Origin of the sequence: Mesorhizobium sp. YL-MeA3-2017 (assembly GCF_030814575.1) — a bacterium.
Classification (GTDB): Bacteria; Pseudomonadota; Alphaproteobacteria; order Rhizobiales; family Rhizobiaceae; genus Mesorhizobium; species Mesorhizobium terrae.
Genome location: NZ_JAUSVH010000001.1, coordinates 1,701,956 through 1,715,972, shown reverse-complemented (window position 1 = coordinate 1,715,972; position 14,017 = coordinate 1,701,956). Strand labels below are relative to the sequence as shown.

General features: G+C 63.6%; 11 protein-coding genes. 7 read left to right on the top strand and 4 right to left on the bottom strand.

All coding sequences use genetic code 11. The features are described 5' to 3' along the window. Positions 1-18: 18 nt before the first annotated feature. From QFZ88_RS08025 to QFZ88_RS08005, 5 genes are all read left to right on the top strand, one after another. Positions 19-1,272, top strand: coding sequence for a sarcosine oxidase subunit beta family protein (locus tag QFZ88_RS08025; RefSeq protein ID WP_024925721.1), 1,254 nt, complete (start codon positions 19-21; stop codon positions 1,270-1,272). 16 nt (positions 1,273-1,288) lie between these two features. After that, entirely contained in the window at positions 1,289-1,588 is a 300-nt protein-coding gene (locus QFZ88_RS08020; protein ID WP_024925720.1) for a sarcosine oxidase subunit delta, read from the top strand. After that, positions 1,588-4,620: a sarcosine oxidase subunit alpha gene (locus QFZ88_RS08015; RefSeq protein WP_179654203.1), complete on the top strand. Its 3,033-nt coding sequence runs from the start codon at positions 1,588-1,590 to the stop codon at positions 4,618-4,620. The genes QFZ88_RS08020 and QFZ88_RS08015 overlap by 1 nt, the downstream gene beginning before the upstream one ends. Next, positions 4,613-5,245: a sarcosine oxidase subunit gamma gene (locus QFZ88_RS08010; RefSeq protein ID WP_024925718.1), complete on the top strand. Its 633-nt coding sequence runs from the start codon at positions 4,613-4,615 to the stop codon at positions 5,243-5,245. The genes QFZ88_RS08015 and QFZ88_RS08010 overlap by 8 nt, the downstream gene beginning before the upstream one ends. Positions 5,246-5,395: 150 nt before the next feature. Continuing rightward, positions 5,396-6,166 carry an isocitrate lyase/PEP mutase family protein gene (locus QFZ88_RS08005; protein WP_024925717.1) on the top strand — a complete coding sequence of 257 codons (771 nt, stop codon included), beginning with the start codon at positions 5,396-5,398 and terminating at the stop codon, positions 6,164-6,166. Here QFZ88_RS08005 and QFZ88_RS08000 read toward each other — a convergent pair whose 3' ends face one another. The 3 genes from QFZ88_RS08000 to folD form a co-directional block, all read right to left on the bottom strand. Then, complete coding sequence (locus QFZ88_RS08000; protein ID WP_024925716.1) at positions 6,167-6,565, bottom strand: group II truncated hemoglobin; 399 nt, start codon at positions 6,563-6,565, stop codon at positions 6,167-6,169. 97 nt (positions 6,566-6,662) lie between these two features. Beyond that, the gene (locus QFZ88_RS07995) at positions 6,663-8,342 is read right to left on the bottom strand and encodes a formate--tetrahydrofolate ligase (protein ID WP_024925715.1); all 1,680 of its coding nucleotides are present in this window, start codon (positions 8,340-8,342) and stop codon (positions 6,663-6,665) included. A gap of 57 nt (positions 8,343-8,399) precedes the next feature. After that, entirely contained in the window at positions 8,400-9,284 is an 885-nt protein-coding gene (gene folD, locus QFZ88_RS07990; protein WP_024925714.1) for a bifunctional methylenetetrahydrofolate dehydrogenase/methenyltetrahydrofolate cyclohydrolase FolD, read from the bottom strand. A gap of 184 nt (positions 9,285-9,468) precedes the next feature. On the opposite strand from folD, the gene QFZ88_RS07985 reads away from it, so the two are divergent. Continuing rightward, a complete protein-coding gene (locus tag QFZ88_RS07985) occupies positions 9,469-9,999 on the top strand; it encodes a hypothetical protein (RefSeq protein ID WP_139116426.1) in 531 nt (176 codons plus the stop codon). On the opposite strand, the gene QFZ88_RS07980 is transcribed toward QFZ88_RS07985, so the two are convergent. Further along, a complete protein-coding gene (locus QFZ88_RS07980) occupies positions 9,966-12,329 on the bottom strand; it encodes a DUF1989 domain-containing protein (RefSeq protein WP_024925712.1) in 2,364 nt (787 codons plus the stop codon). The genes QFZ88_RS07985 and QFZ88_RS07980 overlap by 34 nt on opposite strands. Before the next feature lie 271 nt (positions 12,330-12,600). Here QFZ88_RS07980 and QFZ88_RS07975 point away from each other — a divergent pair, with 271 nt between their 5' ends. Beyond that, positions 12,601-13,965, top strand: coding sequence for an NAD(P)-binding domain-containing protein (locus QFZ88_RS07975; protein WP_024925711.1), 1,365 nt, complete (start codon positions 12,601-12,603; stop codon positions 13,963-13,965). Positions 13,966-14,017: the final 52 nt, after the last annotated feature.

Genomic DNA, 14,017 nt, shown 5'->3' with positions numbered 1-14,017 from the left:
AAGCCAGAACAGACTGAAATGCGGTACTCGATCTTCTCGCTCGCCAAGGCGGCGCTTTCAGGCCACAAGGGCTGGACGCGCGCCTGGCGCGATCCCCAGCCGAAAAAACACTATGACGTGGTGATCATCGGCGGCGGCGGTCATGGACTGGCCACCGCCTATTACCTCGCCAGGGAATACGGCATCCGCAATGTCGCGGTGCTTGAAAAGGGCTGGATCGGCTCCGGCAATGCCGGCCGCAACACCACCATCATCCGCTCCAACTACATGCTGCCTGGCAATACCGGCTTCTACGAACTGTCGATGAAGTTGTGGGAGAGGCAGGAGCAGGACCTCAACTACAACACCATGGTGAGCCAGCGCGGCATCATCAACCTCTACCATTCGGATGCGCAGCGCGACGCCTTTGCCCGACGCGGCAACGTCATGCGCATCAATGGCATCGATGCCGAGCTGCTCGACGCGGAACAGATCCGAAAAGTGCTGCCGTTCCTGAACTATAACAATGCCCGTTTCCCGGTGATGGGTGGGTTGTGGCAACCACGTGCCGGCACGGCCCGCCATGATGCTGTCGTGTGGGGTTATGCGCGCGCCGCCGATTCCTTCGGTGTCGACATCATCCAGAATTGCGAAGTGACCGGTTTCACGCGCGACCAGAACGGAAAAATCACCGGCGTCGAAACTTCGCGCGGCACGATCGGCGCCGGCAAGGTCGGCATGGCGGTGGCGGGCAGCACCTCGCGCGTCGCGGCGATGGCGGGCATGCGCCTGCCGATCGAAAGCCATGTGCTGCAGGCCTTCGTATCGGAAGCGATCAAGCCGCTCATCCCCGGCGTCATCACCTTCGGCGCCGGCCATTTCTATGTCAGCCAGTCCGACAAGGGCGGGCTTGTCTTCGGTGGCGATCTCGACGGCTACAATTCCTATGCCCAGCGCGGCAACATGCCTGTCATGGAGGACGTCTGCGAAGGCGGCATGGCTTTGATGCCGATGATCGGCCGCGTACGGCTCTTGCGCCAATGGGGCGGCATCATGGACATGTCGATGGACGGCACGCCGATCATCGACAGGACACCCATCGACGGGCTCTACCTCAACGCCGGCTGGTGTTATGGCGGCTTCAAGGCGACGCCCGCCTCCGGGCTGGTCTTTGCCCATCTGCTTGCCCGCGACGAGCCGCATGAGGAGGCGAAGCGCTTCCGGCTCGACCGGTTCCGGCGTGGCGCGATGATCGACGAGAAGGGCCAGGGCGCCCAACCCAATCTGCATTGAAAGCGAGTAAGGCGTCATGCGCATTGCATGCCCATTCTGCGGCGAACGCGAACTCGGCGAGTTCACCTATCTTGGCGACGCGGCACCGAAGCGGCCGTCGGCTTTCGCCGCCGACGGGGGCGAACAGCCTGACGCGCAGGATTTGTTCTTCGACTATGTCTATCTGCGCGACAACGTTGCCGGCGACATGACCGAGCACTGGTACCACGGTGGCGGTTGCCGCTCGTGGCTGACCGTCACCCGCAGCACGACGACCCATGACATCACGGCCGTGCGCGCCGCAATTGGCGCGGGCGCCGGGACAGGAGGCCGCTGATGGCTGACGCCGTGCAAACCGATCGGCTGCAACGGGTCGACGCTTCCGGCCAGACGGGCTCGGTTGCGAGCGCCACGCAGTCGCACCGCCTCGCCGCCGGCGGGCTGGTTGACCGCGCCAAGCCGCTCTCCTTCAGTTTCGACGGCAAGATCATGGCCGGCTTTGCCGGCGATACGCTGGCTTCCGCGCTGGTTGCGAATGGCGTCAAGCTGGTCGCGCGTTCGTTCAAATATCACCGGCCGCGCGGCATCCTCACCGCCGGCGCCGAAGAGCCGAACGCGCTGGTGGAACTGCGTAGCGGCGCCCGTCGCGAAGCCAATACGCGTGCCACGACGACCGAGCTCTATGACGGGCTTATTGCCGAAAGCCAGAACCGCTGGCCGTCGCTGCGCCATGATGTCATGGCCGTGAATTCGCTGTTGTCGCCGATCTTCGTCGCCGGTTTCTACTACAAGACCTTCATGTGGCCGGCGAAGTTCTGGGAAAAGCTCTACGAGCCTGCCATCCGCCGCGCAGCCGGTCTCGGCAAGGCTTCCAAAGAGGCCGATCCCGACCACTATGAAAAGGCCTGGGCGCATTGCGACGTGCTGGTGGTGGGCAGCGGCCCGGCCGGGCTTGCCGCGGCACTGGCCGCCGGGCGCACGGGGGCGCGCGTCATCCTGGCCGAAGAGGACAATCGTCTTGGCGGTCGCCTGCTTTCGGACGGCGGCGAGATCGACGGCAAGCCGGCATCGGACTGGCTGGCCGGCGCGCTGCGCGAGATCGAGAGCCTCGCCAATGTCCGCATTATGGCCCGCACGGCTGTGTTCGGCGTCTATGACGGCGGCACTTATGGTGCGCTGGAGCGTGTCAACGATCATGTCGCGACACCGCCGGCATATCAGCCACGCCAGCGGCTATGGCGCATCGTTGCCAAGCGGGCCGTGGTCGCCGCCGGCGCGATCGAGCGGCCGATCGTTTTCCCCGGCAACGACAGGCCGGGCGTGATGATGGCGTCCGCCGTGCGCAGCTACATCAATCGTTTTGCGGCGATGCCGGGCCGCCGGGTCGCGCTGTTCACCAACAATGACGACGGCTGGCGTACTGCGGAGGCCGTACGGCGCGCCGGTGGCATCGTCACGGCGGTGATCGACAGCCGCGGCGATGGTTCCAAGGCACAGCGGGAGCCCGATACCAGGCTGCTCGCCGGCGTGGTGAGCGAGGTCCATGGCGGTGTCGATGGCGTGCGCAGCATCGTGGTGCGCGATACGAACGGACGCACGCAGCAGATCGAGGCTGACTGCCTGGCGATGTCGGGCGGGTGGAACCCGAATGTCGCATTGTCCTCGTTCCATCGCGGCAGACCGGTATGGCGCGACGATATCGCCGCTTTCGTACCCGGCCAATGTCCGCCCGGCATGGTCATGGTGGGCGCCGCCAATGGCGATTTCTCGCTGGCCGCCTGCCTGCGTGCCGGACATGAGGCAGGGACGACCGCAGCCGAGGCATACGGCGCCAAGGGCAAAACCGGCGCGACCCCGGCCGGCGGCGACGAAGGCTACGCGATTGCGCCGCTCTGGCATGTCGAAGGCGGCAAGGCCTTCGTCGACTTCCAGCACGACGTGACCGCATCGGACATCAAGCTTGCCCAGCGCGAAGGTTTTGAAAGCGTCGAGCACCTGAAGCGCTACACCACGCTTGGCATGGCGACCGACCAGGGCAAGCTTTCCAACGTCAACGGCCTTGCTCTGATGGCCGAGGCGACCGGGCGCAATATCGCCGACACCGGTACCACCATCTATCGTCCGCCCTATGCACCGGTGGCGATCGGCGCGCTGGCCGGCCATCATCGCGACGAGAATTTCCACGCCTGGCGGCTGACGCCGTCGCATCACTGGGCGGCGGAACGCGGCGCGGTGTTCGTCGACACCGGACTTTGGAAACGCGCGCAGTGGTATCCGATCGCCGGCGAGAAGGACTGGCTGGAATCGGTGACGCGCGAGGTCAAGGCGGTGCGCAACGGCGTCGGCTTCTGCGATGTCTCGACGCTTGGCAAGGTCGACGTGCATGGCCCCGACGCGGGTAAATTCCTCGACCGCGTCTACATCAACACCTTCTCCAATCTTGCTGTCGGCAAGGCCCGCTACGGGCTGATGCTGCGCGAGGACGGGCTGGTCTATGACGATGGCACCACGTCGCGGCTGGCCGAGGATCACTATTTCCTCACCACCACCACGGCCAAGGCCGGACTGGTGATGCAACATCTGGAATTCTGCCGGCAGGTGCTGTGGCCTGAACTCGACGTGCAGCTCACCTCGGTGACCGACCAGTGGGCGCAGTTCTCGATTGCCGGGCCGAACACGCGCGATCTCTTGAAGAAGCTGTGCGACCCTTCGGAAGACCTTTCCAACGAAGGGTTCCCGTTCATGGGCGTGCGAGAGGTGTCGCTGCGCGGCGGCATGCGGGCCAGGCTCTACCGCATCTCCTTCTCCGGCGAGATGGCCTTCGAGATCGGCGTGCCGGCGCGTTACGGCGAGGCCATGGCGCGGAACCTGATGTTGGCAGGCGCCGAATTCGGCGTCACCCCTTACGGCACCGAGGCGCTCGGCGTCATGCGCATCGAGAAGGGCCATGTCGCCGGGCCGGAACTCAGCGGCACGACGACGGCGGACGATCTCGGCCTCGGCAAGATGGCGTCAAAGAAGAAGGACTATATCGGCCGTGCCATGGCCGGGCGCGAGGCGTTGATTGCATCCGACCGGCAGGTGGTGGTCGGCATCAAGCCGGTCGACAAGGCGAACAGGCTGCGCTCCGGCGCACATGTCGTCCCCAAGGGTGCGGTTCCCGGCCCCGATACCGACCAGGGCTATCTCACCTCGGTCTGCTATTCGCCGATGTCGGGTCACTGGATCGCGCTGGCGCTGGTCGAGCGCGGCCGCGAGCGTCTTGGCGAGATCATGCGGGCCTATGATCCGCTGAGAGGCGAGGACATGGAAGTCGAGATCACCAGTCCGGTCTTCTACGATCCTGAAGGAGGGCGTCAACGTGGCTGAGTTTTCCTGGCAAGCACAGTCGCCGTTGCGCAAGGCTTTGTCGCCGGGCCGGTTGGGTCTGGCCGCAGGCCAGGCCGGTGTGGCGATGACCGAGATCAGCGACTTCAGTCTGGTGCAGGTGATGGCAAGGCGCGGTCGTGCCGCCGACTTGGCCAAGGCCGCCAAGAAGGAATGGGGGGTGGCGGCGCCCGATCGTCCGGCCGCGATTGCCGGCAAGGGCGCGACACTGATCTGGTCCGGTCCAGACCAGTTCCTCGTTGTGCGTATCGGCAACGGACTGCAGAATGCGGTCTTGCCGCTTGCGGCTGTCTTTGGCGATGCGGCATCGCTGAGCGATCAATCGGGCGGGCGCTGCCTGATCCAGATCTCGGGCAACAAGGCGCGCGATGCGCTGGTCAAAGTGTCGTCGATCGACCTGCATGAGACGGTCTTCCCGGTTGGAGCTGCCGCGGCGACCTCGATCGACCATACCGGCGTCAATCTCTGGCGCGGACCCGATGCGCCGGGCGGTAGTCCGATCTACAATCTGCTCGTCTTCACCAGCTTCGCCGACAGCCTCTGGCATACGCTGGCCGATGCGGCCGCCGAATATGGCATCGAAGCCTCGCGTACGCCCTTGGCCTGAACGCTCGCCTTCATATCGGACGGGCACGGGTGACCCGCCGGGATCCTGTCCGGTCGGTTGGACGCGTCGCCACGCCGATCTGTGCCATGGCGTGACGGCCGGGTGCGCGATAGGTTCGCCCGGTCTGTTATCCCGGCATAAGGCAATTCCATGAGCGATCAGATCGAACGCGCGCGCGCTTTCCACGCCCTTCATGTCAAGGGCGACCCGGTGGTGCTTTTCAACGTCTGGGACCCCGGCAGCGCCCAGGCGGTCGTCAAGGCTGGCGCGAAAGCGCTGGCGACCGGCAGCTGGCCAGTGGCTGCGGCCTTCGGCTTCGCCGATGGCGAGAAGATTCCGCTGGCGCTGGCGTTGGATAATTTCCGCCGCATCACCGCCTCGGTGGAATTGCCGGCGACGATGGATCTGGAAGGCGGCTACGGTCCGGCTCCGGCGACGGTTGCGAGTACGGTGAGGCAAGCGATCGAGGCCGGAGCGGTCGGCTTCAATTTCGAGGATCAGATCGTGGGCGGCGGCGGTCTTTATGAGATCGCTACCCAGGTCGAGCGCGTCAGGGCGGCGGCCGATGCGGTCAAGGCGAGCGGTGTCCCGGCCTTCATCAATGCTCGCACCGACATTTTCCTGAAAGCAAAGCCGGAAGAACACAGCGAGGCGCTGGTCGAGCAGGCAATCGCCCGCGCGGCTGCCTATGAGAAGGCTGGTGCGCATGGCTTCTTCGCACCGGGACTGGGCGATCCGGCGCTGATCGAGAAATTGTGCAAGGCCGTTGCACTGCCGGTCAACATCATCGCGCTGGCGCATGTGCCGCCGCGCCAGAAGCTGGCGGAGCTCGGCGTCGCCCGCGTCAGCCACGGCCCGGTGCCCTATCGCAAGATGGTGGTCTGGCTGGAAGAGCAGGCGCGGGCCGCGATTTCCGGGTAGCTAGTCCTGATTGCGGGCGATTTCGGCTGCCCGCGTCAAATGCTGCATCAGCAGGCTGGCGGTCGGGTCGGTGATGCCGGCCACCGCCACGGCTTTAATCATGCATTTCAGCCACAGGTCACGCATCTCCGGACCGATCGGAACATGGTCGTGAATCGCGCGCAGCCGCGAATGGCCGTGCCTTTGCACATAGTGCTGGGGACCGCCGAGAAAGCCTGAAAGATAATCGAACTGTTCGATGCGGGAATGCGCGATGCCGTGGCCTCGGCGATGCAAAAGGTGCAACTCCTGCGCTTCCGGGGCCTGCTCGATGATGTCGTAGAAAGCCCGCACGAGCCGGCTCAAGCCATCATCCTTGCCGACGGCTTCGTAGAGCGAGACTTTTCCGGGGGGCGTCATCTGTTTTGCGGCGGGTTGAACAGGGCAGTCGGGAGTAGGCAGTCGGCAGTCGGGTGAACTGATGTTCCGACTGCCGACTGCCGATTGCCCTTTGCGCCTAGAACAGTCCCTCGATCTGGCCCTGGTCGTTGAGGAAGATCTTCTCCGACGATGGCTTGGAGGGCAGGCCGGGCATGGTCATGACCTCGCCGCAGATGATGACGACGAAGCCGGCGCCGGCGGCAAGCCGCACCTCGCGCACCGGCACGGTGTGGCCGGTCGGCGCGCCGCGCAGGTTCGGGTCGGTCGAGAAGGAATATTGCGTCTTGGCCATGCACACCGGCAGGTGGCCGTAGCCGGCCTGTTCCCACTGGTGCAGCTGGTCGCGGATCGACTTGTCGGCGATCGCCTCGTCGCCGCGATAGATGCGCTTGACGATGGTGTTGACCTTCTCGAACAGCGGCATGTCGTCGGGATAGAGCGGCGAGAACTGCGAGGCACCGCTTTCGGCGAGGCTGACCACCTTGTGGGCCAGCTCCTCGATGCCGGCCGAGCCCTTGGCCCAATGCTGGCACAGGATCGCCTCCTCGCCCATCTTGGCGACATAGTCCTTCATCGCCTGGATCTCGGCATCGGTGTCGGAATGGAAGTGGTTGATGGCGACGACCGCCGGCACGCCGAACTGGCGCACGTTCTCGATGTGGCGGCCGAGATTGGCGCAGCCCTTCTTCACTGCCTCGACGTTCTCGGCACCGAGGTCTTCCTTCTTCACCCCGCCATTCATCTTCATGGCGCGCACGGTGGCGACGATGACGGCGGCAGCCGGCTTCAAGCCCGCCTTGCGGCATTTGATGTCGAAGAACTTTTCGGCGCCGAGATCAGCACCGAAACCGGCCTCGGTGACGACATAATCGGCAAGCTTGAGCGCCGTGGTGGTGGCGACCACCGAATTGCAGCCATGGGCGATGTTGGCGAACGGGCCGCCATGGACGAAGGCCGGATTGTTCTCCAGCGTCTGCACCAGGTTCGGCTGGATGGCATCCTTCAGCAGTACCGCCATGGCGCCGTCGGCCTTCAGGTCACGGGCATAGACCGGGGTCTTGTCGCGGCGATAGGCGACGATGATGTCGCCGAGGCGCTTTTCGAGATCCTTCAAGTCGGTGGAAAGGCACAGGATCGCCATGACTTCGGAGGCGACGGTGATGTCGAAGCCGGCCTCGCGCGGGAAACCGTTGGCGACACCGCCGAGCGAGACGATGATCTGGCGCAGCGCGCGGTCGTTCATGTCCATGACACGGCGCCAGGCGACGCGGCGGATGTCGATGCCGAGCTCGTTGCCCCAGTAGATGTGGTTGTCGATCAGCGCCGACAGAAGGTTGTGGGCGGTGGTGATGGCGTGGAAGTCGCCGGTGAAGTGCAGGTTCATGTCTTCCATCGGCACGACCTGGGCATAACCGCCGCCGGCGGCGCCGCCCTTGACGCCGAAGTTCGGACCGAGCGAGGCCTCGCGGATGCACACCACCGCCTTCTTGCCGATGCGGTTCAGGCCATCGCCGAGCCCCACCGTCGTCGTCGTCTTGCCTTCGCCGGCCGGTGTCGGGTTGATGGCGGTGACCAGGATCAGCTTGCCGTCCTTGTTGCCTTTGACCGACTTGATGAACTCGGCCGACACCTTCGCCTTGTCGTGGCCATAGGGCAGCAAATGCTCAGACGGTATGCCGATCTTGGCACCGATCGCCTGGATCGCCTGCTTCTTCGCGCCGCGCGCTATCTCGATGTCGCTCTTAAATTCGGCCATGGGGTTCTCCTCCCTTGTCTCGTTCGTTCCAGGTTTGTCTCTTGAACTGGCTTCGCTTCAGCTTTGTTGCCCGGTGGCGCGCGTGGCGGATGCCAGCGTGTTCGACATCAGAAGCGCGATCGTCATCGGGCCGACGCCCCCGGGGACAGGTGTGATCGCGCCGGCGGCGGGCAACGCCTCGTCATAGGCGACGTCGCCGACCAGCCGTGCCTTGCCGTTGTCGCCAGGAGGCAGCCGGTTGATGCCGACATCGATGACGACGGCGCCGGGCTTGACCCAGTCGCCTTTGATCATCTCCGGTCGGCCGACGGCGGCGACGAGGATGTCGGCGGTGCGGCAGAGCTCGGGCAGGTTTTTCGTCCTCGAATGGGCGACGGTGACGGTGGCGTTGGCGGCCAGCAACAGATTGGCCATCGGCTTGCCGACGATGTTGGAACGGCCAACGACGACCGCGTTGAGGCCGGACAGATCGGGCCCCAGCGTGCGCTCGATGAGCAACATGGAGCCCGCGGGCGTGCAGGGCACGAAGGCGGTGTCGAGTTCGCCGGCGCCGAGCTTGCCGACATTGACGAAGTGGAAGCCGTCGACATCCTTGTCCGGCGAGATGGTCTGGATGATGCGGCCGGCATCGATCTGCTTCGGCAACGGCAATTGCACGAGGATGCCGTGGATGGCGTTGTCGGCATTGAGGCGTTCGATCAGCCCGACGAGCTCGTCCTCGGACGTGTCCCCGGGCAAGGTGTGCTGGATGGAATGGAAACCGCATTCCTTCGCCTTCTTGCCCTTGGACGAAACATAGACCTGACTGGCGGGATCCTCGCCGACGATGACAACCGCGATGCCGGGCTGGGTGCCGGTCCGTGCCACCAATTGCTCGGTGGCATCCCTGATCTCGGCTACCAGCGCCTCGGCGACGGCCTTGCCGTCGATGATCTTGTTCATGAGACGGTCCTTGCTGTCGGAGTGATCCCGCTCAATGCGACGAAAGCCGGGAAGGGGAGGTTCGCGTACAGGCGGTGTCGAGACCGGCGGGCGAAGGGACAGGTCCGAACGCCTTGCGGCAATGGGACAACATCAGCCGGGCGCCGCGTGCATAGATGTCGCCGCTGTCGACGAGGTTGCTCTCATGCGCCGCGGCCAGCAGGGCATTGATGGATTCGCGGATGCGAAACGGTATCAGGTCAGTGCATTCCAGCATGGCGCCGAAGACGGCGGTTACCGGAACCGCGCAGCCTTCGACGAAAACGGAAGGCTCGTTCGACCCACTCTCGGTTTCGAGTGCGTCGAGGGCATCGTGAAAGGCCTGATGAAGGGTGATCGGGGCATGGCCCTGGTGAAGATCATGCAAAACTTTCGACACGGCTGCCTCATCGTCTCGAGTGAGCTTTCGCGACGCGTCGACGGCACAGTCTCGCCTTTGCATCTTGGGAAAGATATTTGCACACAAGGAAATATCAGGCAAGGCGTGAATCGCGCGAAATTGTCAGCCTTTCGTCCACATTCGCGCGCTCAAAGCGGTGCCGGTGGCGATGTGGCCAATTCTGTCGCTGCCGGTGCGAAGAGGCGCCAGAAGAAAAAGGGGCGGATCGCTCAGGGAGACAAGCGACCCGCCCGTAAGACGGCTCAAGAACGCGGCCTGGTTTTCTGCGGGTCGTAGTGAGCAAAGGGAACGACACGGGCAGGGAGGCGCTTTTGATGACCGTCGAGCTTGCCGACCTCGACTTCAGTACCAACCTCGGCATGGGTGACGTCGAGCCTTGCCAGCGCAATGTTCTTGCCAAGGATCGGCGAGCGCATGGATGAGGTGACCACGCCGATCTGGGCGCGGCCGATATGGACGCAGTCGCCATGGCCGACATCGACATTGCCGTCGATTTCCAGGCCGACGAGCTTGTGGGTCGGATTATCCTTGCGTCTGATCAGTGCCTCGCGGCCGATGAAGTCGTCGGTCTTGGACTTGAGCGGCACGGTGAAACCGATGCCGGCCTCGAACGGGTCGGTCTGGTCGGAAAACTCGTAGCCGGCGAAGATCAGGCCCGCCTCGATGCGCACCATGTCGAGGCCCGCCATGCCCATCGGCACAAGACCGTGCGGCTTGCCTGCCTCCCAGACCGCGTCGAAGACCTTTTCAGCGTCGCGCGGATGGCACCAGATTTCATAACCGAGCTCGCCGGTATAACCCGTGCGCGAGACGACGATCGGCACGCCTTGCGCATCGCCGATGCGGCCGATGGTGAAACGGAACCAGTCGACCTCGGCGAGCGCCGGCTGGTGCGGCGGTGTCCAGATAATCTCCTTCAGGATATCGCGGCTTTTCGGGCCCTGGACGGCGATGTTGTGCATCTGGTCGGTCGAGGACCGTACCAGCACCTTCAGGCCAAGCTCCTCGGCTTTCTCGCGCAGCCACTGGCCTGAGTACTCATCGCCGCCGATCCAGCGGAAATTATCCTTGCCGAGCCTCAGCAAGGTGCCGTCGTCGATCATGCCGCCGTGCTCGTAACACATGGCCGTGTAGACGACCTGGCCGATGCCGAGTTTCTTGACGTCACGGGTAAGCGTGTATTGCAGCAGCGCTTCGGCATCCGGGCCGGTGACTTCGAATTTGCGCAGAGCCGAAAGGTCCATCACCACCGCCTTTTCGCGGCAGGCCCAATATTCCTGCAGCGGCCCTTCCTTGGCGAAGGCGTTGGCGAGCCAATAGCCCTTATATTCGATGAAGTTGCGGGTGTGTTTGGCGAAGCTGGAATGGAAGGCGGTTTCGCGGGTCATCTTTGGCTCTGCGTCCGGGGTCATTCTTCTGGCGATCGCACGGGAGAATTTGTGCTGTCCGGAATAGGTCCGGACGTGGATGTCGGTGAGGTTCCAGCCATTGGCCGGCGTGGTGTCGTCCGGGCAGGCCGACGACACGCAGACGATGTCGGTGAGAGCCCGCAGCAGCACATAGTCGCCGGGCCGCGACCACGGCTCGTCCGAGAACATGACGCCATGCGCATCGATGCCGGTGTTGAAGAAGAAGTTGACCGCCATCCAGCCGCCGCGAGCGGTGACACCGTGCGGGGTCAGCGCGCCATTGAAGTTCTCCGAGCAGTTGATGTGGCCCGGATAGCCGATGTCGTCGTAGTATTTGGCATAGCAGGCAAGCGCGAAGGCGTCGTGGCGACCGCAGGTGTCCTGCACGACCTCGACCAGCGGCTCGAAATCCTGGTCGTAATATTTCGAATGCAGGCCAGGCATCGGATAGGCGTGGCCCATCAAGGACCGGGTGGCGGTGACGTCGAGCGCAAGGTCGCGGCCCTTGTCCAGCTTGCGCGCCGAAAAGCACTGGAAGTCGGTGCATTGGCGGCCGTCTACATCGATGATCTGGATGTAGTCGCCCGCCTTGACGAAATAGGATTCCGCAGTGCGCGACTTCACCCTGAGATCGAGCACCGGGTCGGCGAGGGGATCGGGCAGGTCCGATTTACCCCTGGCGCGAAGTGCCGCGCGGCGCACCATCACCACCAGCGGCGTCGCGGTGTCGTGGCCGTCCACCGCCATCGGGCCTCCGGGCGCCGCCACGACAAGCGAGCCGGAGCGCGTTGCCGTGAAGTTCTCCTCGGTTCCGGCTGGCGTGGTGCCGGAGAAGATGCGCAAGGCGTCGGCCTTGGCCAGTTGCAGCTTCCGGCGTTCCAGCCCTACGCGCAGGGCGCGCAGGCTGTCGTCGCCACCAAGCAGCAGCGCCTTGAGGCCGGCGGCGTTGCTGTTCGTCTTGGCTCCAATGATACCAGGGTCGCTGCGGCCCGATTGGTCGAAAGCTAGCAACTCGCTGGCCTGGCCACCTTCGGAATTGCGGACGGTGATCCTGTCGCCGGCTTCGATGTCGATGACGATGGCGCCACCACCGGGCACATGATAGCGCTCGGTGCCCGGCAATAGCAGGCCCGGTCGCAGAATGAGGCTCGGCCGAGGGGGGCCGGCGACCACGGTGGGATAGGCTGTCTGCTGCATGACCACCTCACACGAATTTGCCCGTGTGTAAAATAATTTCAATGTAGAGAATACTCAATTCACCCTGCCGCGCAAGCGTTCGTTTCGGCATTGCAGGCGGGGCGGCGGATTCAGATCCTCGTTCTTTCGTCCAGTTTCGGGCACCGAAGCCAGGTTCCGCAAGGCTTGATGACAGTTTGGACGCAAAGCTTATTGACAGCGGCAAAATGCCGTTATTATCATCACAGTGAAATTTTTTTCGCTATGGAAATCAACTGGGAGGTATTTCCGTATGAAAGCGCGCGTCGCCGTGATTGGAGCTGGCCCGTCGGGCCTCGCACAGCTGAGGGCATTTCAATCCGCCGCGGAGAAAGGCGCCGACATTCCCGAAATTGTCTGCTTCGAGAAGCAAGCCAATTGGGGCGGCCTGTGGAACTACACCTGGCGCACCGGTCTCGACCAGTATGGCGAACCGGTCCATGGTTCGATGTACCGCTACCTCTGGTCGAACGGTCCCAAGGAGGGCCTGGAGTTCGCCGACTATTCCTTCGAGGAGCATTTCGGCAAGCAGATTGCCTCCTATCCGCCGCGCGCCGTGCTCTTCGACTATATCGAGGGCCGGGTGAAGAAGGCCGGCGTTCGCAAATGGATCCGCTTCGAGACGGTCGTGCGCATGGTCACCTGGAACGAACAGACCAGGAAGTTCACCGTCACCGTGCAGGATCTGCCGAAAGATCATTGCTACTCCGAGGAATTCGACAACGTCATCGTCGCCTCGGGCCATTTCTCGACCCCGAACGTGCCTGAATTCCCCGGCTTCGACCGCTTCAACGGCCGCATCCTTCATGCCCACGACTTCCGCGACGCCCGCGAATTCACCGGCAAGGACATCCTGATCGTCGGCACCAGCTATTCGGCCGAGGATATCGGCTCGCAGTGCTGGAAATACGGCGCCAAGTCGGTCACCAACTGCTACCGCACCGCGCCGATGGGCTTCAACTGGCCAGACAACTGGGAGGAGAAGCCGCTGCTGGAAAAGGTCGACATCAATACGGTCACCTTCAAGGACGGGTCGACGAAACGCGTCGACGCGATCATCCTGTGCACCGGCTACAAGCACCACTTCCCGTTCCTGCCCGACGATCTGCGCCTGAGGACCGCCAACCGGCTGGCGACCGCCGATCTCTACAAGGGGGTCGCTTATGTCCACAATCCGGCGCTGTTTTATCTCGGCATGCAGGACCAGTGGTTCACCTTCAACATGTTCGACGCGCAGGCCTGGTGGACACGTGACGTGATCCTCGGCCGCATCGAGTTGCCGTCCGGCAAGCAGGAGATGATCGCCGACGTCGCGGACCGGGTAGTGCGCGAGGATGCCGGCAAGGATGCTCACGACGCGATCGAATATCAGGGCGACTACGTCAAGGAACTGATCGCCGAAACCGACTATCCGAGCTTCGATGTGGACGGCGCCAACGAGGCCTTCTTCGAGTGGAAGGAACACAAGAAGAAGGGCATCATGGAGTTCCGCAACCATTCCTACCGTTCGGTCATCACCGGCACGATGGCGCCGGCGCATCACACGCCGTGGAAGGATGCTCTCGACGATTCACTCGAATCGTATCTGCGCACCGCTTCGTCCGTTGCTGCTGAGTGAAGGCAGTCGGTCGAAACCCGAACCCGCTTGGATAAGCACCCCAGATTGGAAA

Coding starts and splice junctions, on each gene's coding strand:
- folD (WP_024925714.1), bottom strand. CDS start 9,284: ATGAACAAGATCATCGACGGCAAGGCCGTCGCCGAGGCGCTGGTAGCC.
- QFZ88_RS08015 (WP_179654203.1), top strand. CDS start 1,588: ATGGCTGACGCCGTGCAAACCGATCGGCTGCAACGGGTCGACGCTTCC.
- QFZ88_RS08000 (WP_024925716.1), bottom strand. CDS start 6,565: ATGACGCCCCCCGGAAAAGTCTCGCTCTACGAAGCCGTCGGCAAGGAT.
- QFZ88_RS07975 (WP_024925711.1), top strand. CDS start 12,601: ATGAAAGCGCGCGTCGCCGTGATTGGAGCTGGCCCGTCGGGCCTCGCA.
- QFZ88_RS08025 (WP_024925721.1), top strand. CDS start 19: ATGCGGTACTCGATCTTCTCGCTCGCCAAGGCGGCGCTTTCAGGCCAC.
- QFZ88_RS08020 (WP_024925720.1), top strand. CDS start 1,289: ATGCGCATTGCATGCCCATTCTGCGGCGAACGCGAACTCGGCGAGTTC.
- QFZ88_RS08005 (WP_024925717.1), top strand. CDS start 5,396: ATGAGCGATCAGATCGAACGCGCGCGCGCTTTCCACGCCCTTCATGTC.
- QFZ88_RS07985 (WP_139116426.1), top strand. CDS start 9,469: ATGCGCCGCGGCCAGCAGGGCATTGATGGATTCGCGGATGCGAAACGG.
- QFZ88_RS07980 (WP_024925712.1), bottom strand. CDS start 12,329: ATGCAGCAGACAGCCTATCCCACCGTGGTCGCCGGCCCCCCTCGGCCG.
- QFZ88_RS07995 (WP_024925715.1), bottom strand. CDS start 8,342: ATGGCCGAATTTAAGAGCGACATCGAGATAGCGCGCGGCGCGAAGAAG.